Annotated in this window: 17 protein-coding genes; 8 read left to right on the plus strand and 9 right to left on the minus strand. The window is 49.9% G+C overall.

Going from position 1 to position 21,544, the window contains the following annotated elements; genetic code table 11:
* The first annotated feature begins 20 nt into the window (after nt 1-20).
* The 4 genes from ACQY6F_RS08675 to ACQY6F_RS08690 are packed head-to-tail and all read left to right on the plus strand — an operon-like array spanning nt 21 to nt 5,467.
* Nucleotides 21-587, plus strand: coding sequence for a PilZ domain-containing protein (locus tag ACQY6F_RS08675; RefSeq protein WP_428773684.1), 567 nt, complete (start codon nt 21-23; stop codon nt 585-587).
* A gap of 11 nt (nt 588-598) precedes the next feature.
* The gene (mfd, locus tag ACQY6F_RS08680) at nt 599-4,060 is read left to right on the plus strand and encodes a transcription-repair coupling factor (RefSeq protein ID WP_428773686.1); all 3,462 of its coding nucleotides are present in this window, start codon (nt 599-601) and stop codon (nt 4,058-4,060) included.
* Nucleotides 4,061-4,111: 51 nt separating this feature from the next.
* Nucleotides 4,112-4,894, plus strand: coding sequence for a peptidoglycan binding protein CsiV (locus ACQY6F_RS08685; RefSeq protein ID WP_428773688.1), 783 nt, complete (start codon nt 4,112-4,114; stop codon nt 4,892-4,894).
* Between the two features lie 36 nt (nt 4,895-4,930).
* A complete protein-coding gene (locus ACQY6F_RS08690) occupies nt 4,931-5,467 on the plus strand; it encodes a GNAT family N-acetyltransferase (protein WP_428773689.1) in 537 nt (178 codons plus the stop codon).
* Between the two features lie 62 nt (nt 5,468-5,529).
* Here the strand turns inward: ACQY6F_RS08690 and ACQY6F_RS08695 are convergent, their stop codons facing one another.
* From ACQY6F_RS08695 to hinT, 7 genes are all read right to left on the minus strand, one after another.
* Nucleotides 5,530-6,819 carry an NAD(P)/FAD-dependent oxidoreductase gene (locus ACQY6F_RS08695; protein ID WP_428773691.1) on the minus strand — a complete coding sequence of 430 codons (1,290 nt, stop codon included), beginning with the start codon at nt 6,817-6,819 and terminating at the stop codon, nt 5,530-5,532.
* 350 nt (nt 6,820-7,169) lie between these two features.
* Complete coding sequence (gene ycfP / locus ACQY6F_RS08700; protein ID WP_428773692.1) at nt 7,170-7,712, minus strand: alpha/beta hydrolase YcfP; 543 nt, start codon at nt 7,710-7,712, stop codon at nt 7,170-7,172.
* Nucleotides 7,713-7,722: 10 nt separating this feature from the next.
* Nucleotides 7,723-8,667 (minus strand): phosphotransferase, encoded by a 945-nt coding sequence (locus tag ACQY6F_RS08705; protein ID WP_428773694.1) that lies wholly within the window; start codon nt 8,665-8,667, stop codon nt 7,723-7,725.
* Nucleotides 8,668-8,685: 18 nt separating this feature from the next.
* Nucleotides 8,686-9,276, minus strand: a complete 591-nt coding sequence (gene lpoB / locus ACQY6F_RS08710; protein ID WP_428773695.1) for a penicillin-binding protein activator LpoB — start codon at nt 9,274-9,276, stop codon at nt 8,686-8,688.
* 71 nt (nt 9,277-9,347) lie between these two features.
* A complete protein-coding gene (locus tag ACQY6F_RS08715; RefSeq protein WP_428773697.1) occupies nt 9,348-9,740 on the minus strand; it encodes a YcfL family protein in 393 nt (130 codons plus the stop codon).
* The gene (locus tag ACQY6F_RS08720; protein ID WP_428773698.1) at nt 9,740-11,137 is read right to left on the minus strand and encodes a COG3014 family protein; all 1,398 of its coding nucleotides are present in this window, start codon (nt 11,135-11,137) and stop codon (nt 9,740-9,742) included. Before ACQY6F_RS08720 ends, ACQY6F_RS08715 begins: the two co-directional genes overlap by 1 nt.
* 118 nt (nt 11,138-11,255) lie before the next feature.
* Complete coding sequence (hinT, locus tag ACQY6F_RS08725) at nt 11,256-11,606, minus strand: purine nucleoside phosphoramidase (protein ID WP_428773700.1); 351 nt, start codon at nt 11,604-11,606, stop codon at nt 11,256-11,258.
* A 252-nt stretch (nt 11,607-11,858) separates the two neighbouring features.
* Here hinT and ACQY6F_RS08730 point away from each other — a divergent pair, with 252 nt between their 5' ends.
* Together ACQY6F_RS08730 and ACQY6F_RS08735 are read left to right on the plus strand one after the other, a co-directional pair.
* Nucleotides 11,859-13,850: a methyl-accepting chemotaxis protein gene (locus ACQY6F_RS08730; protein WP_428773701.1), complete on the plus strand. Its 1,992-nt coding sequence runs from the start codon at nt 11,859-11,861 to the stop codon at nt 13,848-13,850.
* A gap of 152 nt (nt 13,851-14,002) precedes the next feature.
* Nucleotides 14,003-15,169, plus strand: a complete 1,167-nt coding sequence (locus ACQY6F_RS08735) for a DUF1887 family protein (protein ID WP_428773703.1) — start codon at nt 14,003-14,005, stop codon at nt 15,167-15,169.
* A 73-nt stretch (nt 15,170-15,242) separates the two neighbouring features.
* Here ACQY6F_RS08735 and fadR read toward each other — a convergent pair whose 3' ends face one another.
* Nucleotides 15,243-16,082 carry a fatty acid metabolism transcriptional regulator FadR gene (gene fadR / locus ACQY6F_RS08740; protein WP_428773705.1) on the minus strand — a complete coding sequence of 280 codons (840 nt, stop codon included), beginning with the start codon at nt 16,080-16,082 and terminating at the stop codon, nt 15,243-15,245.
* 637 nt (nt 16,083-16,719) lie between these two features.
* Here fadR and nhaB point away from each other — a divergent pair.
* Together nhaB and dsbB are read left to right on the plus strand one after the other, a co-directional pair.
* On the plus strand, nt 16,720-18,306 hold the full coding sequence (gene nhaB / locus ACQY6F_RS08745; RefSeq protein WP_428773707.1) for a Na(+)/H(+) antiporter NhaB: 1,587 nt from the start codon (nt 16,720-16,722) through the stop codon (nt 18,304-18,306).
* A gap of 81 nt (nt 18,307-18,387) precedes the next feature.
* A complete protein-coding gene (gene dsbB, locus ACQY6F_RS08750) occupies nt 18,388-18,909 on the plus strand; it encodes a disulfide bond formation protein DsbB (protein ID WP_428773708.1) in 522 nt (173 codons plus the stop codon).
* Between the two features lie 89 nt (nt 18,910-18,998).
* Here dsbB and ACQY6F_RS08755 read toward each other — a convergent pair.
* Nucleotides 18,999-21,544, minus strand: a 2,546-nt coding sequence (locus ACQY6F_RS08755) for a DNA translocase FtsK 4TM domain-containing protein (RefSeq protein ID WP_428773710.1), incomplete at its 5' end; no start/stop codon positions are given.

The following is a 21,544-nucleotide window of genomic DNA, read 5'->3' on the forward strand; positions in this document are numbered from 1 at the left end:
TAATCAAAAGGACGCACGGAATGTCAGAACAAGAATATTTTACCGTTCATCATCGGATGACCATTAACGTAGAACCCGTGGGCGACAATTTTTCCCTACCCGACCAAGATGAATTTGAAAGTGAGATTCCTGCGCCGTTTGTGGTCGCCAGTGAGTTCAGCCAACTTGATCACCTGAACGACAACGCTCGCATGGAGCTTAAAAGTGGCGATTTCAAACATGTGATCACCCTACTGGACAACCAAAATGCCAAATTGAATCTGTTGTTGACCTTTATGCTCGCCCAGCAGGATCAGGAGCAATGGCGACATCACACGGTTACGTTTGGGGCCAGTCAATTCACCTATCTGGACTCGCAAGCTGCAACCCCTGGCATGTTGGGCCGGGTCAAACTGTTTCTGGAGCATCCTCCTGCCGCCATTTACTGCTATGCACGGGTAACCGAATGTATAGCCGAGCAGGACAACTATCGAATCACCATGCAATATGAACGATTGCGCGATGCGGATCAGGATCTGCTGATTAAAGCGGCCCTATACCAACAACAGAAGTTGCTTCGACAACGTTCAATGAACCGAAATAAGTAATATCCGACAATATGAGTCATTTGCAGTTACTCTCTCCGACATTGCCTGACCGAGCAGGAGATAAAAAACATTCCGGCAACTTGCCCGGAGCCAGTCTGGCATTAGCCATTGCAGAATTGGCTGCGCAGCATCAGAGTCACACCCTGCTGGCCGTCGCGGATCCGCAAACCGCGCTGAAGCTGGTACACGAAGTGGCCCAGTTTACCGACCAGGATGTCACCCTGTTTCCTGATTGGGAAACGCTGCCGTACGACAGTTTTTCTCCCCACCAGGAAATCATCTCTGATCGCATCGCCCGGCTCTATCAGCTGCCCTCTCTCACCACCGGCATTACCGTCGTCCCGGTCAGTACCCTGCTGCAAAGGCAGAGTCCGCGAGATTTCCTGCTGCAACACACACTGATGGTTAAAACCGGCGATCGCTTTTCACTGGACAAACTGCGAGTGCAACTGGATAACTCCGGCTATCGCCATGTTGACCAGGTGTTTGGCCCCGGAGAATACGCCAGCCGCGGTTCAATTCTCGATCTGTTCCCGATGGGCAGTAGCTTGCCGTACCGAATCGACTTCTTTGATGATGAGATCGACACCATTCGCACCTTCGATCCGGAAAATCAACGCTCAATAGAGGAAATCAGCCAGATTAACCTGCTGCCTGCTCACGAGTTTCCGACCAACGATGCGGCGATTGAAGAGTTTCGTATCCGTTGGCGACAGCAATTTGAAGCGCGCCGCGAGCCGGAATCGGTTTATATGCAGGTTTCAAAAGGAACCTGGCCGGCAGGCATTGAGTACTGGCAGCCGCTGTTTTTTGACCATACCGAGACCCTGTTTGATTACCTGGCCGACAATAGCCTGCTGATCACCGTGGGCGATTTGGAGCCCGCCGTCGATCATTTCCTCAGCGACGTAGAGCAACGCTTTGAACAGCGCCGGGTAGACCCGCTCAGACCGCTGCTGGCGCCGGAACAGCTGTGGCTGAAAAAAGATCAGCTGTTTAGCCAGTTTAAACAGATGCCGCGCGCCCAGCTCTCGGTGGAAAAAGTGGCCACCAAAGCGGGGCAGAAAAACCTGTCTGTTGAACCTTTACCGGCCATTGCGGTTCAGCATCAGAACAAAGAGCCGTTAGCTCAGCTGCGCCAGTACACGGAACAGTTCAGCGGTCAGATCGTATTTTCAGTCGAATCCGAAGGCCGGCGCGAGGCGCTATTAGAGCTGCTGCAACGCATCAAGCTTAAACCGGTCTTGGCCGACAGCTTTGCGGCAGCCATTGATGGCGGAGAGCGCTTCAGCTTAGTACTCGGCGCTTGCGAGCACGGCTTTGTCTGTCCTGAACGTAACCTGACTCTGATATGCGAAAGTGACCTACTTGGCGATCGCGTTATTCAGCGCCGCCGTAAAGAGCGCAAAGTGACCAATGCAGACGCCGTAATCCGCAACCTGGCAGAACTCAAGCCCGGTCAGCCAGTGGTGCACATTGATCACGGTATAGGCCGCTATGTCGGTCTGCAGACGCTGGATGCCGGCGGCATGACCAGCGAATACGTCACGCTTGAGTATCAGAACGAAGCTAAGCTGTACGTGCCGGTATCATCACTGAACCTGATCAGCCGCTATTCTGGTGGCGCGGAAGAAGCAGCCCCGCTGCATAAATTGGGCGGAGAAGCCTGGGCCAAAGCCAGACGCAGAGCGGCAGAAAAAGTCCGAGACGTTGCCGCCGAGTTGCTGGACGTCTACGCTAAGCGGGAACTTAAACCGGGCTACAAGTTTCAGCTCGATCGCGGCCAGTACGCGACATTTAAAGCGGGTTTCCCGTTTGAAGAGACCGATGACCAGTCCATGGCGATTAATGCAGTGATGTCGGATATGTGTCAGCCAAAAGCCATGGACCGCCTGGTATGTGGTGATGTCGGCTTTGGTAAAACCGAAGTTGCTATGCGCGCTGCTTTTGTCTGTACCGACAACGCCAAACAGGTCGCGGTGCTGGTGCCCACCACTTTGTTAGCCCAGCAACATTTTGAAAACTTCCGCGACCGGTTTGCCAACTTACCGATCCGGGTGGAAGTTCTATCACGATTTAAATCGGCTAAAGAACAGAAGCAGATCCTGGCTGACGTCGCCGACGGCAAAGTGGATATTCTGGTCGGCACCCATAAGCTGTTGTCCAGTGATATACGCTTTAAAGACCTGGGGTTGTTGATCGTCGATGAAGAACACCGGTTTGGTGTGCGGCAGAAAGAAAAAGTTAAAGCGATGCGCGCCGATGTCGATATCCTGACGCTCACGGCCACACCGATTCCGCGCACCCTCAACATGGCGATGAGTGGTATGCGCGATCTGTCGATTATTGCCACTCCGCCTGCCCGCCGCTTAGCGATTAAAACCTTCGTTCGCCAGCGTGATGACGCGGTGATCCGCGAAGCGATACTGCGGGAAATCATGCGTGGTGGTCAGGTCTATTTCCTGCACAACCAGGTCGAGACCATCGCCAAAGTCGCCGCCGATCTGGAAAAGCAGATCCCGGAAGCCCGTATCACGGTCGCACATGGTCAGATGCGCGAGCGGGAACTGGAACAGGTGATGAACGATTTCTATCATCAGCGCTATAACCTGCTGGTCTGTACCACAATAATCGAGACTGGCATCGACGTGCCAACCGCCAATACCATCATAATGGACCGGGCCGATCACCTCGGACTGGCGCAGTTACACCAGTTACGGGGACGCGTCGGCCGTTCGCATCACCAGGCGTATGCATACCTACTGACGCCACACCCGAAAGCATTAACCAAAGATGCCATTAAACGGCTGGATGCCATTGCCTCGCTGGAAGACCTGGGAGCCGGGTTTACTCTGGCCACCCACGATTTGGAAATTCGTGGCGCCGGAGAGCTGCTGGGCGAAGAGCAGAGTGGCCAAATTCAGTCGGTAGGCTTTACTCTGTATATGGAGATGCTGGAACAGGCGGTTGAGGCATTAAAAGCTGGCAAAGAGCCCGCGCTGGATGATCTGCTGCGTGAACAGACTGAAGTGGAACTGCGTTTGCCTGCGCTGTTGCCAGACGATTACATTCCCGACGTCAACACGCGGCTGTCGATGTACAAACAGATTGCCAGCGTAAGCAGCAGTGATGAACTGGATGAGCTGAAAGTCGAACTGATAGACAGGTTTGGCCTGTTACCCGATGCAGCCAAAAACTTGTTAACCGTTTCAGCGATAAAACTGACGGCGGCGGAGATCAAGGCGAAGAAAATTGAAGCGCATGATAAAGGTGGCTATATAGAGTTTTACCCCAATGCTGACATAAATCCGGCATTTTTGGTTAAACTATTGCAATCTCAGCCACAAAAATTCGCTATGGACGGGCCAACTAAGTTCAAGTTTGCGATACCATTAACCGATCGAAGAAAACGAATTGAGTTTGTCGGTGACATGTTAACGCAATTTGAGCAGAACCGATTACCAACCGCCTAAGCACCGGCATCAATACAATTTTGGCAATAACAGCCATCTGATGGAGTCATAATGAAGAAGCTGATCCCACTGTTACTCTTGTTCGTCTCTCTGCCTTCTCTGGCACAACGACAATTTGATATCGAAGTGATCATTTTTAAGCGTTCAGTGGATATTGAAAAAACCAGCGAATCCTGGCCAAGTGACGTCGCCGATATCGAGATGAGCCGCACGGGCCGCTTTACGGACGCGGGTTTCTTACAAAGCAAAGGCGTTACTCTGTTATCACCCGAGCAATACCAGTTGAATGAACAGGTTAATAAACTTAACCGTCATGCGGGCTTTGAAGTGCTGCTGCATAAAGCGTGGCGTCAGGGCGACCAAAACCGCCAGGGGGCACCCATTTTCCATATTCAGGCCGGTGATAATTTCGCAGGTCAGTTTAACCCTGACGGAAGTGAGCGGATCCCAGGACAGAATAATCCAGTAATCGAAGGCGTAACAGAAACCAATTTGGACCAGCCTCTCTACGAACTGGATGGCAAGCTGCAAGTCTATGTGGAGCATTACCTATACGCAGATGTGATGCTGGATGTGAAGTCACCCAGCGTTCGTCAGGTAATGCTGGAGCAACCAGAGTTACAACTGGACATGGTCGACAGTGATGACAATGCCGTTGTTCAGGCCGGCCTGTTGGAAGAGGTATCGCCGACCGTTATTGAAGAACGTTTTCTCAAGCATTACCGCTTGGATCAGAAACGTCGTATGCGCAGTACGGAAACACACTATCTGGACCACCCTCTGCTTGGTGTGATCATCCAGGTCCGTCGTGTCGAATCTGACAACGAATCGTAGAAGAAGACTGCCCCGCTGAAACGGGGCAGATTTGTTATGAGCCCAGAATACCAGATACTTACTCAACGTCTTTGTCTGCGACTGGTCGACAGCGAAGATATCGAACAACTGACCAGAGCCATTACCCGCTCGCGCAGTTTGCACGAATGGGTAGACTGGTGTCACCCGGGATTTAATATTGAAGAAGCACAGCGATTTATCCTGGCCACGCGGCTGAACTGGGTAAAAGGCGACGCGTTCGGCTTCGGTATTTATCGCCGCCTGGACAGCACCCTGCTTGGGATGGTGGCAATCAATGAGCTGTACTCGACCTTCAACATGGCCAGCCTCGGCTATTGGATAGCAGACGACTACCAACGGCTGGGCTATGGTAAAGAGGCTCTCGACGCTTTGATTGAGTTCTGTTTTGCCCAGTTAAAGCTCACTCGGCTGGAAGTGGTATGTGACCCCAATAACCTGCCCAGTCAGTCGTTAGCGATCCGCTGCGGCGCCGAATTTGAGGTAATTGCCAGAAATCGCTATCTGTACGATGGCAAGCCCTACCCCGGCATGGTGTTTGCCATTACACCCTGATAACGCTGACCGAAAAAAAAAGAGCTCAAATGAGCTCTTTTTTGTGGACAAGTTTTTGCGGATTAATGCAGCTTCAGATTCGGCCGCAGCACCCGGTTGATACGGCCCATCAATACGATTAGTGCGGTTTTGAACATGCCATGCAGCGCCATCTGATGCAGGCGATAGAGCGAAATATACACCATCCGCGCAATACGTCCCTCCACCATCATCGAGCCTTTAGTCAGGTTACCCATCAGGCTACCGACGGTGGAAAAGCGGCTTAGAGAGACCAGCGAGCCCTTATCTTTGTACACATAAGGCTTTAACTCACGGCCATACATTTTGGCGACAATATTACCAAATGCACGGCTGGCCATCTGGTGCGCAGCCTGAGCGCGTGGTGGCACAATCGAACCATCTTTCTGAGTACACTGTGCCAGGTCACCAATAACAAAAATATCCTCATCGCGCGTGGTCTGCAGCGTACTGTTGACCACCAGTTGATTGATGCGATTGGTTTCCAGACCAGCCAGGTCTTTGACAAAGTCCGGCGCTTTAATCCCTGCGGCCCATACCATGATTTGGGCAGAAATCTTATCACCATCAGCGGTGGTCAGGCCGTCGGCATCCGCCTCAGTGACTTTAGTCGCTGTACGTACGTTTACACCCAGCTTGGTTAATTCGTGATGGGCTGCACTCGATATCCGGGTAGGCAGTGCGGGCAAGATACGCTCACCAGCTTCCACCAAAGTGACGTTAAGTTTGCTTGAATCCAGGTCACCAAAACCGTAGCTGTGCAGCTCTTTTACCGCATTGTGTAGTTCGGCTGATAGCTCTACCCCAGTGGCTCCAGCCCCTACGATGGCAATATCAACGCTGCCCTGGCCATTTTTCGCGTGCAGTTTCAGAAATTCATTGTTCATTTCGGTGCGGAAACGGTTCGCTTGCTCCGGAGTATCCAGGAAAATACAATGGTCTTTTACGCCCGGAGTATTAAAGTCATTAGAGGTAGAACCGATCGCCAGCACCAGAATATCGTACTCAAGCTCACGTACCGGCATCAACAATTCGCCGTGCTCGTCGGTGATCTCACCCAAAGTAATGACTTTTCTTTCCCGGTCGACTTCACGCAGGCTACCCATTTGAAAATCAAAATGGTGGTTTTTGGCATGAGCCCGGTAGCTAAGTGCATCCACGCCCTCATCCAGCGATCCGGTCGCGACTTCGTGCAGCAGTGGCTTCCACAGGTGACTGGCCTTCCGATCCACCAGCGTCACTTTTGCACGTCTTTTACGGCCTAATGTGTGGCCAAGTTTGGTGACCAGTTCCAGTCCCCCGGCGCCTCCACCGACAACAATAATGCGTGTCACAATATCAATCCTCTGAAATAGCAAAAATCATATACAGCCTGAAGCTTCAGACTGAAAAAATTCGTATTGGGCTTCCCGCCTAAACTCTAGCGACTCGGAAAAGATGTCCTTAAGACACGTTGTTTGGAAAAACAATATTTGCCATTGTAAGCTGAACGCTTATTCTCAATTTTTTTTGATTTTTATCAATTTTTTTGACGTTGCCATTATATAACGCTGGGGTGTACGTGCAACCAAAGATTGGCTGAGATAATTAATCGTTACATAAACCTGCCGGGGCGAATATACAACAAAAGCGACCATAAAGGCCGCTTCAGTTTGGCACAATTACCTATAATGGTGGGTATCCACTAATTCGATTGTTTAAACGCTTTCATCGTTTGCAGATGCTGGGAGATTTTTTTAAATTTATGCGTCTGGGTGTCATCCCAAACGATGTCATAAAAAGGTTCCAGCTCTGACGCTGTGATTTGGTTGTCATGAATCTCATCCTGCTTGGAAAGAATCACCAGGCAGCGGCCTTTGTTCTTAATACGAAAGCTCTCGACACACTTAGTGGCAATATCAGAGTACTCTTCCGGGCGGTCTATTCTGCCTTGCATATTGTTTTCCGGATGCAGATTCGGATTGAACATCACCTGTTTGATACCGCACAGGAAGCCCACTCGTTCAGACCAATATCCTCCTAACCCAACACCACAGATTAGCGGCTGGGGATCATCAGACTGGTCGATAACTTTCTGCACTTCTTTGAGTAAATGTTGCATGTCGTGCTTGGGGTGTAGTGTGCTGTAGTTAATGAATCGCACGTCATCGTCAATGAATTGCAACTGCAGCACTTTTTCATGGTTGCCTGGGCTGTTGGAATCAAACCCGTGTAAATAAATAATCATAGTCTTACCTCTAATCTCTCGAGCTAAATCTATCACGAACACAAGGGGTTAACAGGTTGGAAGCGGCCATTTTGTCGTTCACACCATCCAAACAGTGATCCTGTTTGCAAAATCTTTGCTCCAGTTCTTCAGCCTGGCGAAGATAAACGGCTTCGCCCCACAGCTGATACGCGAGCAAATACCAAAGTAACGCCAGCAGTTGCGTTCTCGGCCTCCAGGCAAGCACTCCGCTCATCCAGAGGTCTACCTGCTCGATCTGCCGTAACTGGCAATATTGATATACCGCTTCTTCCAGCGGGCTACCTGACGCTTCAAGACTTAACGTTAGATCCAGACGAGGATCGGCGAGCCCGGCATATTCCCAATCAATAACTTTCAAGCCAGTCTCTGTATTCACCATGTTGTATCCGGCTAAATCAAAATGACACAGGGTATCAGGTACAAGCTCAAGTTCGGGAGCCGCACCCCACTGCTTATACAGCTCTGTCACGCTGGGGGTCTTTAATGTGTCCTGCAGTTGAATCCAATAATGATTAATTCTGGCAGTGTAGTTGAACGGCGCGACGGGAAGGCGATGAATATCGGTCGCATGGACAACAGCCAGGGTGTCGAGCAGTTGCCCAAGGCTCAATGTCCTGTCCATCAGTTGCCCTTCCAGCCATTCTACCAACAAGCCTCTATCATTCAGATGAATGGCTTTGGGTGATATAGCGGATGGCGCCAGAGCGCAAAGTAACTGATATTCCTGATGGCGGGAAATAGAGAAAGCTTGTGTAATTGGTGTCGTCGGACGCCAGACGTAAGCTTTCAGGTCTGGGCATACGACTTTCCAGCAGCGGTTAGTCAGGCCTCCGGTCAGCGTTTGTGCATAAAGCGGAGGCGACGTGAACAAGTGGTCTAACGACAACAACGAACTATCAAGTTGACAGGCTTCCAGCCAGGACATTCGTGCCATAAACCACCTCTTTGCAGATTATAAGCCGAGTAAACTTTTCGATTGCTGTTTACGAATTTCGGTTTCATCGGCCCATTCAATTAATCCGGATTCCAGATCCATTAACCGCATGGTCATTTTGTAGTAAACATCCCGGTCGCTGCCATCAGCTTTAGCAATGCTGGAAAGGTTGCCATACAGCATGTATTGGGCACCGACCATTTTACCAAACTGGATGGCATTGCTCTGATTCACCAGCTCATCGTTGTTCTGAAAATTGAGTTGCTCGCGTACGGATTCAACCCGGTTCATGTCGACAAACCTGAATTTACCCGAATTAAGCAGCTTAGTGCTGACAGTATCGGTGATGGACTCAGTATCAATGTGCTCACTGGTCTTGTTTTTAATGCGTTCAACAAACACTATCGGACGCGAGTCACGAGTGATCGCCGCCACTGAACCGGACATCAGCATACTGTCGACCATCTCTGACGCGATTTGTTGCAAATCCGTCGAACCAAACTCTATCGTGGTAGTTTCTACCTCTTGCGCATCACCATAGCTGACTTTATTAGAACAGCCACCAAGCAATACCGCCAAACCCAGTAATGCAATAATACTTTTTTTCATCTTGGTTCCTCAATCTACCAATTGCTTAGCATAGAATGTGCCTAATCTCTCAATGTCAGGCGCAAATGAACTTATTGTGACTGTGACTCGCGAATCTGCACCCGGAACTGGGTTCCGTCAGGGTTTACTGACACTTCAGACAGAGTGGCCGAATCCTTACCGCTGATGATCATCCGGCGCCAGGGTCCCTGTCGCGTATTCACCTCCAGACCTTGGGAGTTATACCAGTAAAAGCGGTATTCAATATCGAGATCGCCGGTATATTGACTGGTCAACATTACGATGCCTCTGGCCCGGTCGTCACTGTGGCTGGTGGTCACCTTATCCACTTTGAGTCTGGAGCCGAGCACCCGGTCTCCAAACAGTACCGATTGTGTCGCACCGTCTACTCTTAATCCGGCGGTATTTTTGCCGCATCCTACTAACACCATTGCCGCCATCGCGGCGATTAGCCACTTTTTCATCACAACCTTCCTAACTGTTTATGCCAGATGACGGCATTGTTGCCTTGCCTCGACACCCAAACCAGAGCCGTTTGGCCGGCAGGTACATCAAACCGGTATTCTTGTCCGGCGACTTTTAGCACTTGCTGCCCTGAATTAACTATAGCGCTTCGGCTGGAAACGACAGAGGGTAGAGTTTGCCAGCTTCTTGTATCCGGCTGTTCGGTGAGCGTATTCCAGATATTGACAATCAAATTGCCGACATCCTGCTTATCCGATGAACTGGCACTTTTGCGCAGCTCCTCTTTTGCCCACACCCGCAGCGCCTGACGAATGATTATCGCGGGCATTTTTTCCGACAGATCGCGTTGTGCCATCTGATTGACGTCAACCAATGTATCGCCCAACAGTGGCTGCTGATTCAGGGTAATCTCCGGAAAAACAGTCTGATACTGTGATGGATAGTAAGGCAGTGCGATAGAATAAATCGCGCCATATCCCCGCCTGTCATAAATGGGTAAAGATTGCTGCCACCCTTCTCTGGCCTGCACCACTCCCTGCTCATCTAGAATTATCACTCTGGCCTGTTCACTGGTTACAACTTCCGGCTCCGGATAGCGTTTTAGCAGTAACTGCAGGTCTTCGCTCATACCGAGTCGTTTCGCCACCCGTATGGCACCATTACTGATTTGCAGGTTATCCGGTTGAACGGCTAACGCGCGGCGATAGTCGACATAAGCGCTGTTGAGATCGTTGTCTGCCTCATACAACAGCGCGGACAGATAAAGCAGATAGCCGTTTTGTACCGCTTGCAAGGTTGCTCCGGCATCGGGATAGCGCGCCAGAATCGCACCGATGTTGGACGCAAGCCCTTCAGCTTCCAGCTTATCTTGTGCAGCCTGCAGTTCCCTCTCGCGGTCTTTGCGGGCTTGCTCCTGGACCTGATTCGCGTAGCGCATTTCCACTAAGGCCCCGTCCAGGTCATTTTGCTCCAGGTAGGTCAGGCCAAGATACAAGTGTAGAAAACCCACTTCATAATCGGCGGGCTGGTAGGTATCTAAATTATCATTGACGGCCAAAGAACCAACGCTAGTTGCGGTCTCAGACAGGGAAATGGTCGCCTGCGCCTGCTGAGCCCTCACCGCCTGGTCACTGGCCTTCAGACTAGCCTGACTCTGCTCAGTTTGCCCACTCAGCAGATAGACCCGGCCTTTTTCCATATTATCTAAGATGTCGCCGGCCACAGCATCGGGTAACGCCTGCTCTGCCTCATCATAGCGGCCGGCTTCTACCGCACTGTGAAGCAATTGATTCTGAGCGCTGTAGTGACTAAACAGGTTCCCTGCGGATAGGTTGGCGCACGATGAAAGCGTCAGCAAACACGTTGAAACAAAAATAAAACGAACGCGATTGTGCACTCCACCCTCCGCAAACTGGTCAACAAGGGTTGAAGTGAAGTAGCAAATTCATCACTTCAACCAATTCATCACGGCTTATGACAACCGAAAAAGGAAAAAGTTACGCGCCACTCGACATTTAGCTCATCACCAGTGGACCGAGAGGACGACCACCCAACAGGTGCATGTGAATGTGATAGACCTCCTGACCGCCGTGAGAATTACAGTTCACGATCAGTCGGTAGCCATCTTCATCGATCCCCTCTTCCTTGGCGAGTTTGCGTGCCACGGTAAACATCCGGCCCAGCGCCGCTTCATCTTCGTGGCTGACGTCATTAACGGTCGGGATCAGTTTGTTTGGAATGATCAGCAGGTGGCTTGGGGTACGAGGATTAATATCACGGAACGCAGTGACCAGTTCATCCTGGTACAAAATGTCAGCGGGAATTTCTTTGCGGATGATTTTGCTGAAAATGGTTTCTTCGGTCATAGAGCACTCCAGTTAGAGTCGAGTTATAGTTGTGTAGCCGAAGTATGCGTCATGGTTCACTAAAGCTCAATAAAAACAGCCTCACCATACGTGGGAAAGGACACATACCTTGTTGCTACCGCTACCATTTTTGTCACATAGCTCATAAAAACAGAATCTAATACTCAAAGCCAAAGTAATAATTCTGTAACTTTAACTTGTTGAATAGTTTTGGACCGTTTTGTCCGTTTTTTATTGTTGTGGGAGAGATCTATGAAAGGGTCTGTGATCAGGCGTATGTACGCCGGCTTCATATTGATCATCATTATGTTTGCAGTGACCGCCGCTATCATGGTGGGCGGGATGCAACAAATTCATTCTAATTTCGAAAGCGTGTCAAAGACGTCGCTACCGCTGGTATCTTTATCGAACCAAACCAGCGTACAACTGTTGTCTGCCGATAAATCTTTTAAAGATTTTCTGACAACTCAAAACCAGGAGCGCATGACCACCATGCGCGAAGAGTTCGACAATGCCGAACAGAAGTATGAGCAGTCACTAACCAATCTTGAACAGGCCACTCTGAGCCAGCCACAACTCGCCGAACGTATCACTCAGTTAAGAGAAATGCAGCAGCGCTACTTTACCGAAGCCAAAACCGCGATGGAGAACTACAAAGAAATGTTCGCGGCTCAGGAAAAAGTTCAGCAATCGACCCGTCGCTTCCAGCGTTTACATTCTGAACTGAGTGTCGGCATGAAAGAGTATGTCGATGATCAGAGCAGCATCTCGGTTAAAGTCATGGCCAAAAGCTACTTTATCAAGTTAAAAGATGCGGAAGTGATTACCTCTGACGCCCTGGCCAGCTCTGACGTCGAATTTGTCTCTAAAGCCGTGGATAAAAACAAAAAAGCGGTCACCCACCTGAATTACGCCTATCGTGGACTGGCAACTCAGATGCCATCGCTGAAGAAAGCGTTTGACGAGTCAGTGCAACAGTTTACCCGAGACATTGGCCAGAAAGGCGGCGTGTTGGATCAACACAACGACTACCTGCTGGCCAGACAGGCCCTGTACGACAATATTTCCAACCTGGCGGTAGAAGTGGACAACACCATGGCCATTCTCGACTCGTTTAACCAGGCCGCCAGCGATAGCCTGAATGCGTCACTGACGGAAGCCGGTGAAGTGTATGACCAGGGGGTGGTGAAAGCTCTGGTTATTGGTGCGATTGTGGTAATTTTCGCCGCTGGTATCGGCTATCACATTGCCCAGAGTGTTCGCGAACCGCTGACTCGTATTCTGAACACGCTGGAAAGCCTGACAGACGGCGATATGACCCAGCGTATTGACATTCGATATAATAACGAATTCAGCCGCGTCAGTGGCCATATCAATTCCCTGGCGGACAACCTGCATAACATTCTGGTTAAACTGAACGACGCTTCTGACAATTTGACCAGCACCGCCAATATTAATGAGCAGACGTCGTCCAGTGCGCAGTCGCAGCTCAATACCCAGCGGGAACAGACGGCCAGTGTTGCTACTGCGATGACCGAAATGGCTCATTCAGTACAGGAAGTCGCCCAGAGCGCGCAAAACTCTCAGGGAATGGTCGAACAGGTCGAAACGGCATCGGAATCCGGTCGCCAGATCATGAGCACCAATATTTCCACCATCAACCAGCTTGAAACCCGCCTGAATCAGTCGGTTGAAGCCGTGGGCGAACTGCAGAAGATGAGCAGCCAAATCGGCACCATTTTGGATGTAATCCGTAACATCGCTGAACAGACCAACCTGCTGGCCCTGAATGCAGCTATTGAAGCTGCCCGTGCTGGCGAACAAGGACGCGGATTTGCAGTGGTAGCTGACGAAGTCCGGGTACTGGCCCAGCGCACCACCGATTCCACTGAAGAGATCGAGAGCATGATCAGTAACCTGCAATCCAGCTCCCAGACCGCGAGCAAGGTAATTGAAAGCTGCATGAATGATATGGAAATGTCGGTTGAGCAAGCGTCCAATGCCAATAGCGCCATGGAAGAGATTCAGGCACTGATTATGGAAATCAGTCAGATGAGTAGTTATATCTCGCAAGCGGCGGCGGAGCAGAATGAGACCACGGCGGACATCGCACGTAATATCGAAGAGATTAACCTCATCGCCGACAGCAGTTACCAGGCCATGGCGCAAATTGCCCAAACCAGTACTGACTTGACCACCATGGCTAACCAGCAAGGAGAGCTCGTCCATCGATTCAAACTGTAAAAATCGTCGATAACTAACTGGAAATTAACTAAGCAAGGGTGACTTAATTATAAAGTCACCCTTGTTTTTTTATTGCTGCACCGTTATATCAAGATTATGGCTTGCGCTTCCCCTTACTATACATTTTTGCAAGCCAAACATAAGGATACTTTATGGCAGTCCATGTTGGCATCATAGACCAAGACCCAATTCGTCTGATTACACCGTTACTCGACGACCGCACTACCAGTAAACATATTGTGTTTATTGGTGATCAGACCCAACAGCCCCTGTACCAGCGTATCGAATTAGTGCTGACTGCCCGGGGGTTAACCAGTGAGTTCTATCAAATTCCCCAGTCGACCAATACGCTGGAACTAAAGCATTCAATCCAATTATTAGCAGAAGACCTAGACAGCAGAGGGGTTGAAATTAAACTCAATGCCAGCTGTGGCCTGCGTCACCGCTTACTGTCAGTGTATGAAGTCTTCCGTACCTTCCATTGGCCGATTTTTGTGGTTGAGCCGAATAGCGACAATTTGTGCTGGCTTTACCCAGATGGCTGGCCAAACACCCAGGTACAGGACAGAATCACCATATCTGACTACCTGACCGTGTTTGGTGCCAGAGGTGAGTTTAATGACACCGAACTCGCCCCCCATCTCGATCAAAAACTGTATCTGCTCGGTGAAAAATGGGCCAGTAATGCGCTCGAATTAGGACCAGGCTTGGCAACACTGAATTACCTGGCCACCACCTGCCGGAAAGAGCAGAAGCTTGATGTCGAGCTGTCTGAAAAGCAGCAGGGCTATAAAGAGCTTAACTCTCTGATCACCGATTTGGTTGATGCAGGTATCGCCGCTTATAGCAACGGTGTACTCACTTTCGCGAACGAAGATGCCAGACGCTTTTCCAATGGTGAATGGCTGGAAACACTGGTTCACAGCACGGTACGACAAATTCAGGATACCATGCCCACCATTCAGGACCGCTCGCTCAACGTGCAGGTATATCGCCAGCTCGGCGAACGCGAAGTGCGGAATGAGCTGGATGTCGCGACGGTCGTCAATAACAAGCTACATATCATTGAGTGTAAAACCAAAGGCATGCGTGACGACGGTGACGACACCTTATATAAACTTGAGTCTCTGCGTGATTTATTAGGCGGACTACAGGCACGCGCGATGTTGGTAAGCTTTCGCCCGCTGCGTGACAATGATATCACCCGCGCTCAGGACTTGGGACTGGCACTGATTGGACCGGATGAGCTGAAAGACCTTAAATCCCATCTGTCGCGCTGGTTTTTAGAAGCTGGCGGCACTGACGAGCTTTTACCTTAAGCTTCTCATTGCCAAAGAAGCTAAGATCGAAAAGACCCATCGAAATGGGTCTTTTTTTGTTTCCGCAATCGACTCAGCTGTCGTCTTCGGTAAAGTTGGTCGGTAGCGTGGTTTTCATCTGATTCCAGATTTGCGCGCTCTCCATACCATAGTGGCGTACTACTACCGGGATTTGCTCCCGGCTACCACTGCGACATACTTCCAGCAGGTCACGGTAAAACTGTAGTGCCAGCGCCCGAGCTTCTGGGTTAGAGAAGTAGTAACTGCCCACTCGATCGTACAACTTCTTCAGGCCATTAAAAATTAAACCGTAAATCTGGTTGCCTGAATGGAAGGCAAGCCGTTGAAATAACATGTAGTCGTAAAAATTGAACGTTTTCGCGATCAGGTTTTCCTGACGTTTTTGCTCGTCTTTTTCGCCATCGTCTTTAACATGCTGGGTGATTTTTTCCGCATATGGAGACGTCGACATAAACGTATCCCAGGACTCCGCATTCAGCAACGCTTCACAAGACTCAATTACGCTGCTAATGGTACGTTCGGAACTTTCCCGGTTGAGTTTAAATGCGTAGCGCATAAATATCGGGCTGATATTGGTTCGCGCTGCCAACAGGTCCTCAACAATAGAGGTGGCATTTTCGGCGTCCAGCGTCATTAGTGTGTCTAGGATATGCAAACCGGAAGTTTCCATAAACTGATTCACTTTAGTCGGTTTACCATGCTGAATAGTCAGCCAGCCATCTCTGGCTAACCGCTGTAATACTTCACGTAATGTGGTGCGCGTGACACCGATAAGTTCAGAGAGCTCTCGTTCGGCAGGAAGAATCGAGCCAGGCGGGAAGCGGCCATTCCAGATGCTTTCGATTATGTATTTCTCTGCAAATCCCGCTGGGCTTTTTGCCTTAATAACCATCAGGTTGTTTTCCAGTCTTATTCATTATTTGAGTTGAATGGAACTGATCATACCACTTTATGTCACCGTGCGGAAACAAACAAACAGTAAACTTGAACCAACGCACGACTGAGCAAATACTCTAATCAATTCTGATGCAACAACACAAGAATTATACCTAAAAAGTAGCAATATATAAATTTTACAAACCACATAAACATATAAAATCTTTATATTTCAATAAATAAGAAAATATTTCTGTAGATGAAATTTTAAGTTAACCCATTAAAATCAATAAATTATTGCTAATTATCCTGTAACTGGTGCTAAGTTCATCAGTTCAGTGACTACAAATCTTCTTTTTTCTACTTTTATTCACACCGCTACGCCACCGAGATCGCGTTTTTAAATAAAAGTTGTGCTGTATCAATCTCTAAGCAAAGTTAGCAGTTGACTCTATATTTGCAAGGAGTAGAGTGGCGTCCGAAGTATGGAGTGCTTGTCATTCTCAGGGAGTGACTTGGCAAGATAGCAGCCCTATATCTAACCAGTTATTTTACTAAGTCACTGTTGCAAGTAGGCACCAAACAGATGCCCGAAGCGAGAACGGAACCACTCGCAATTAATTTTAATATTAACAACAGTAAGAGTATTACCCATGCCGATGTCACTCGGAAATGCCTTTATTAAGAACTTTCTTGGTAAAGCTCCAGATTGGTACAAACTGGCCATCATAGCTTTCCTCGTAATTAACCCAATCATCTTCCTCATTGATCCTTTTGTAGCCGGCTGGATTCTGGTGGCGGAATTTATTTTCACGCTTGCTATGGCGTTAAAATGTTATCCACTGCAACCGGGTGGTTTGCTGGCCATTGAAGCAATTGCTATTGGCATGACCAGTCCTGCGCAGGTAAAACATGAACTGGTGGCTAATATCGAAGTACTGTTACTGCTGATTTTCATGGTAGCCGGTATCTACTTTATGAAGCATCTGCTGCTGTTCATCTTTACCAAGATCCTGCTTGGCATTCGCTCCAAAATGATGCTCTCTGCTGCATTCTGTTTTGCCGCAGCTTTCCTGTCAGCGTTTCTCGACGCACTAACGGTAATTGCCGTCGTCATCAGCGTCGCGGTCGGCTTCTATGCTATTTACCATAAAGTCGCTTCTGGGAAAGGTTCCAGTGCCGCTCACGACCATACTCAGGATGATCACCTTTCGGAACTGACTCGTGAAGATTTAGAAAACTACCGTTCTTTCTTGCGTTCACTGCTGATGCACGCCGGTGTCGGTACGGCCCTGGGTGGTGTAACTACTATGGTGGGCGAACCGCAAAACCTGATCATCGCGGACCAGGCAGGCTGGATGTTCGGCGAATTTATTCTTCGGATGGCACCTGTCACTCTGCCGGTGTTTATCTGCGGTATGATCACCTGTGTACTGGTCGAAAAATTTAAGGTGTTTGGTTATGGCGCTGAGCTTCCAGACAACGTGCGCCAAATTCTGGTAGATTTCGATAATGACGAGCGTAAAAACCGTACCAAACAAGACGTGGTAAAACTTTGGGTACAAGGCGCTATCGCGGTCTGGTTAATTGTTGGCCTGGCGCTGCACCTGGCGGCGGTTGGTCTGATTGGCCTTTCAGTGATTATTCTGGCGACGGCTTTCACCGGAGTCATCGAAGAACACGCACTGGGTAAAGCGTTTGAAGAGGCGCTGCCATTTACCGCCCTGTTGGCGGTGTTTTTCTCCATCGTAGCGGTCATCATCGACCAACAACTGTTCAAACCGGTTATTGATGCAGTACTGCATGTTGAGGACAAAGGTTCTCAGTTGGCGTTGTTCTATATCGCAAACGGTCTGCTATCTATGGTCTCGGACAACGTATTTGTCGGCACTGTCTACATTAACGAAGTGAAAACTGCACTAACGGAAGGCATTATCAGCCGCGATCAGTTTGACCTTCTGGCAGTTGCTATCAATACCGGTACCAACCTGCCTTCAGTCGCGACTCCAAACGGCCAGGCTGCATTCCTGTTCCTGCTTACTTCGGCGCTGGCACCGTTGATCAGATTGTCTTACGGCCGCATGGTTATTATGGCACTGCCTTATACTGTGGTTCTGACCTTAGTTGGCCTAGCAGGCATTATCTTATTCCTTGACCCAATGACAGATTCCCTTTACCAACTGGGATGGATTTCTCACCACTCGGGAGAAGTTGTTGGAACTGTGACGTCCGGTCACTAAAAAATAGGTTGAAAGTGAAACTAATAGTGGTTAAAAAGCTCTGAGTATTCAGAGCTTTTTTATATCTACAAGGATTGAATTGTGCAAATTCTCTACTGGTTAAACTCTTTTTCTCGCCGTCGTCTCGCTTGGATGTTGCTACTGACTTTCGTAGTATTCTTCGAAGGCTGCGCGCTAGTTTTCCAGCATATTCTGGAACTGGCGCCATGTGTGATGTGCATTTACGAGCGAATCGCCATGTTAGGCATAGGTGGTGCGGCCCTGTTCGGCGTGCTGGCACCACAAAACCCGCTAGTACGCTGGTTAGGGCTGGCTGGTTGGGGGGCATCCTCTTATAAGGGGCTGACGTTGGCGATGCAACATGTCGATTACCAGCTAAATCCCTCGCCTTTTGCTACTTGTGATCTGTTTGTAACCTTCCCAGACTGGGCGCCTCTCAACCAGTGGGCTCCTTGGATGTTTGAAGCCTATGGTGATTGCAGCAAAATCGTCTGGCAGTTCCTGACCTTATCTATGCCTCAGTGGCTAGTAGTGATTTTTGCCGCCAATCTGGCTGTATTCGCTTTGATCGTGTTGGCGCAATTAACACCAAAGCGAGGCTAACCTAACAGTTGAACCTGGTAACGAACCACACATAAAAAAGCTTGGTGTTTCCACCAAGCTTTTTTATTGACCTGCCGCGACATCGGCAATTAGTTGTGATCTCGTGTCGGTGCGGGGGCCAGCACTTCACGGTTGCCGTTGTGTCCGGGAGCACTCACAATCCCCTGAGCTTCAAGCTGCTCAACGATTCTTGCCGCACGGTTGTAACCAATTTTAAAGCGCCGCTGTACACCTGAAACTGAGCCGCGACGGCTTTCCACTACGTGCTCAACAACTTGATCGAACAGCGGGTCCATATCTTCATCCTGCTCAGTTTTCTCACCCGGCAGCAGGCTTTCCGGTCCTTGATCGCCATTAGTGATTTCATCAATGTAGTTAGGCTTACCGCGCGCTTTCCAATTGTTAACCACCGAGTGAACGTCATCATCAGAAGCAAAGGCGCCATGAACTCGAATGGTGTGACTCGAGCCCGGCGGCAGATAAAGCATATCACCCATGCCAAGCAAAGATTCCGCTCCGCCCTGATCCAGAATAGTACGCGAGTCGGTTTTGGTCGAAACGGTAAACGCAACCCGGGTCGGAATGTTGGCCTTAATCAGGCCGGTGATCACATCCACAGACGGACGCTGAGTGGCCAGAATCAAGTGTATGCCTGCCGCGCGCGCTTTTTGCGCCAGGCGGGCGATCAGCTCTTCGACTTTCTTGCCGACCACCATCATCAGGTCGGCAAACTCATCCACGATCACAACGATATATGGCAGGTTTTCCAGCAGCGGTGGCTGTTCGTCCATACTATCGCCCGGTTGCCATAACGGGTCGTGAATCGGATGGCCCGCTTCAGCGGCCATTTTCAGCTTGTCATTGAAGCCTTTAATGTTACGTACGCCCAGTGCCGACATCAGCTTGTAACGGCGTTCCATCTCGCCGACACACCAGCGCAGTGCATTGGAGGCGTCCTTCATGTCCGTGACGACTTCAGACAACAAGTGCGGGATACCTTCATAAACCGACAGTTCCAGCATTTTCGGGTCGATCATAATGAAACGGACTTCTTCCGGCGTTGCTTTATACAACATACTCAGGATCATCACGTTTACCCCCACAGATTTACCGGAACCTGTGGTACCCGCGACCAATACATGGGGCATTTTTGCCAGGTCGGCCACGACCGCTTCACCAGCGATATCCTGCCCCAGCACAACGGTGGTCGGCGATTTAGCCTGTTTGAATGCCTCACTGCTGATCACATCAGACAGATAGACTGTCTGGCGGCTCATGTTCGGCAGTTCCAGGCCAACATAAGGCTTACCGGGAATCACTTCTACCACGCGCACCGCCATAGCCGAAAGAGAACGAGCCAGGTCCATTGACAGACTGGAAATCCGGCTTACTTTAACCCCAGGGGCCAGATCCAGCTCAAAGCGGGTAATCACCGGCCCAGGGAAGATATCCACTACGCTGGCCTGGATTTTGTAGTCGGCCAGTTTCGACTCGACCAGACGTGCGATTTCCTGCAAGGCTTCCCGGTCAATAAAGTTTTCCCGTTTCTCTGGGTGGTACAAAAGTTCAAGAGTCGGCATAGGTTCAGCCGGTTTCGGCAGGTTAATCTCTTTTTGCGCCAGGAAAGGATTTTGCTGTGCAGCCATGCTAGCTTGTGCGTCGGCAACCAGCTCCTGAAATGCCGCAACATCCTGGTCCGCGTCGTCATCACTCTGTTGGCCTTCAATTACTGCTTCAACAGCAGATGATTCGATACGTTCCGCGTGGTGCTCGATTTCCTCGATCTCTTCGTCGGCGACATCAAAACTGGAAATCGTCGGTTCCTGATGCATAGGTTCGGGTCTAACCTGCTCACTGATTTGCTCCAGTTGCTGCATATTGATAGGCGGTTGAGAAACGTCCTGTTCATCTTCGACTTGCCACGGTAAGTCCAGGCTATCGGTCACACGACTTGCTGACGCCGTATCCGCTGGCTCCTGATCCACACCAGGCTCTTCTTCCAAACCGGTTTCTGAGGCCATATCGTCCGCAGCGATAGCGGCAGATTCCAGTTGCTCGATAGTGGCGGTCAACTGTTTCGTCCGCTCCTGATGCTGACTATGTTCGTCTGCCGGGTTGTGCGTGGCCGCTCGCTCAGTCTGTACTGACTGCGACGGCATATGAATACGGTATTGCGGCTCAGTCTGGACGGTTTCAGGTTCAGACGGTGCCTCGATGGATGGAGAAGCTTCCGTTGCTACGAGCGGCTGATCAAGGATAGGCTGTTCTGCGTCAGGCTCGGTCAGAGTCGGGGAAATCATTTCCTCTTTTTCACCACGCACACTGTTCAGTAGCCAAGTCACCATACTCAGCACCAGGTTACCCAGCCACTCAACGATCGAAAGCCAGGAAATCCCGGTTAGCAGGGTAAAACCCGCCCCCCAGAGAAACAGTAACGCGATTGTAGTGCCTAGTATATTCAGGGTCGGCAGTGACAAACTGGTCATCACATCTCCGATCACCCCACCCGATGAGAAAAACCAGATATCGTCGAAATTGATATCGGCCAGTCCGCAACTGGTCAGGATCAGCAAGCAGAGCCCCAACAGACGGGTTCCCCACAACATGAAATCAATCTGTTCTTCAGGCTCACGGC

It is taken from the genome of Vibrio sp. (assembly GCF_050299255.1).
GTDB lineage: Bacteria > Pseudomonadota > Gammaproteobacteria > Enterobacterales > Vibrionaceae > Vibrio.

Bases quoted from the DNA above. Each gene is read 5' to 3' on its own strand.
- ACQY6F_RS08675 (WP_428773684.1), top strand. From the start codon at position 21: ATGTCAGAACAAGAATATTTTACCGTTCATCATCGGATGACCATTAAC.
- mfd (WP_428773686.1), top strand. From the start codon at position 599: ATGAGTCATTTGCAGTTACTCTCTCCGACATTGCCTGACCGAGCAGGA.
- ACQY6F_RS08685 (WP_428773688.1), top strand. From the start codon at position 4,112: ATGAAGAAGCTGATCCCACTGTTACTCTTGTTCGTCTCTCTGCCTTCT.
- ACQY6F_RS08690 (WP_428773689.1), top strand. From the start codon at position 4,931: ATGAGCCCAGAATACCAGATACTTACTCAACGTCTTTGTCTGCGACTG.
- ycfP (WP_428773692.1), bottom strand. From the start codon at position 7,712: ATGATTATTTATTTACACGGGTTTGATTCCAACAGCCCAGGCAACCAT.
- ACQY6F_RS08705 (WP_428773694.1), bottom strand. From the start codon at position 8,667: ATGGCACGAATGTCCTGGCTGGAAGCCTGTCAACTTGATAGTTCGTTG.
- lpoB (WP_428773695.1), bottom strand. From the start codon at position 9,276: ATGAAAAAAAGTATTATTGCATTACTGGGTTTGGCGGTATTGCTTGGT.
- ACQY6F_RS08715 (WP_428773697.1), bottom strand. From the start codon at position 9,740: ATGAAAAAGTGGCTAATCGCCGCGATGGCGGCAATGGTGTTAGTAGGA.
- hinT (WP_428773700.1), bottom strand. From the start codon at position 11,606: ATGACCGAAGAAACCATTTTCAGCAAAATCATCCGCAAAGAAATTCCC.
- ACQY6F_RS08730 (WP_428773701.1), top strand. From the start codon at position 11,859: ATGAAAGGGTCTGTGATCAGGCGTATGTACGCCGGCTTCATATTGATC.
- ACQY6F_RS08735 (WP_428773703.1), top strand. From the start codon at position 14,003: ATGGCAGTCCATGTTGGCATCATAGACCAAGACCCAATTCGTCTGATT.
- fadR (WP_428773705.1), bottom strand. From the start codon at position 16,082: ATGGTTATTAAGGCAAAAAGCCCAGCGGGATTTGCAGAGAAATACATA.
- nhaB (WP_428773707.1), top strand. From the start codon at position 16,720: ATGCCGATGTCACTCGGAAATGCCTTTATTAAGAACTTTCTTGGTAAA.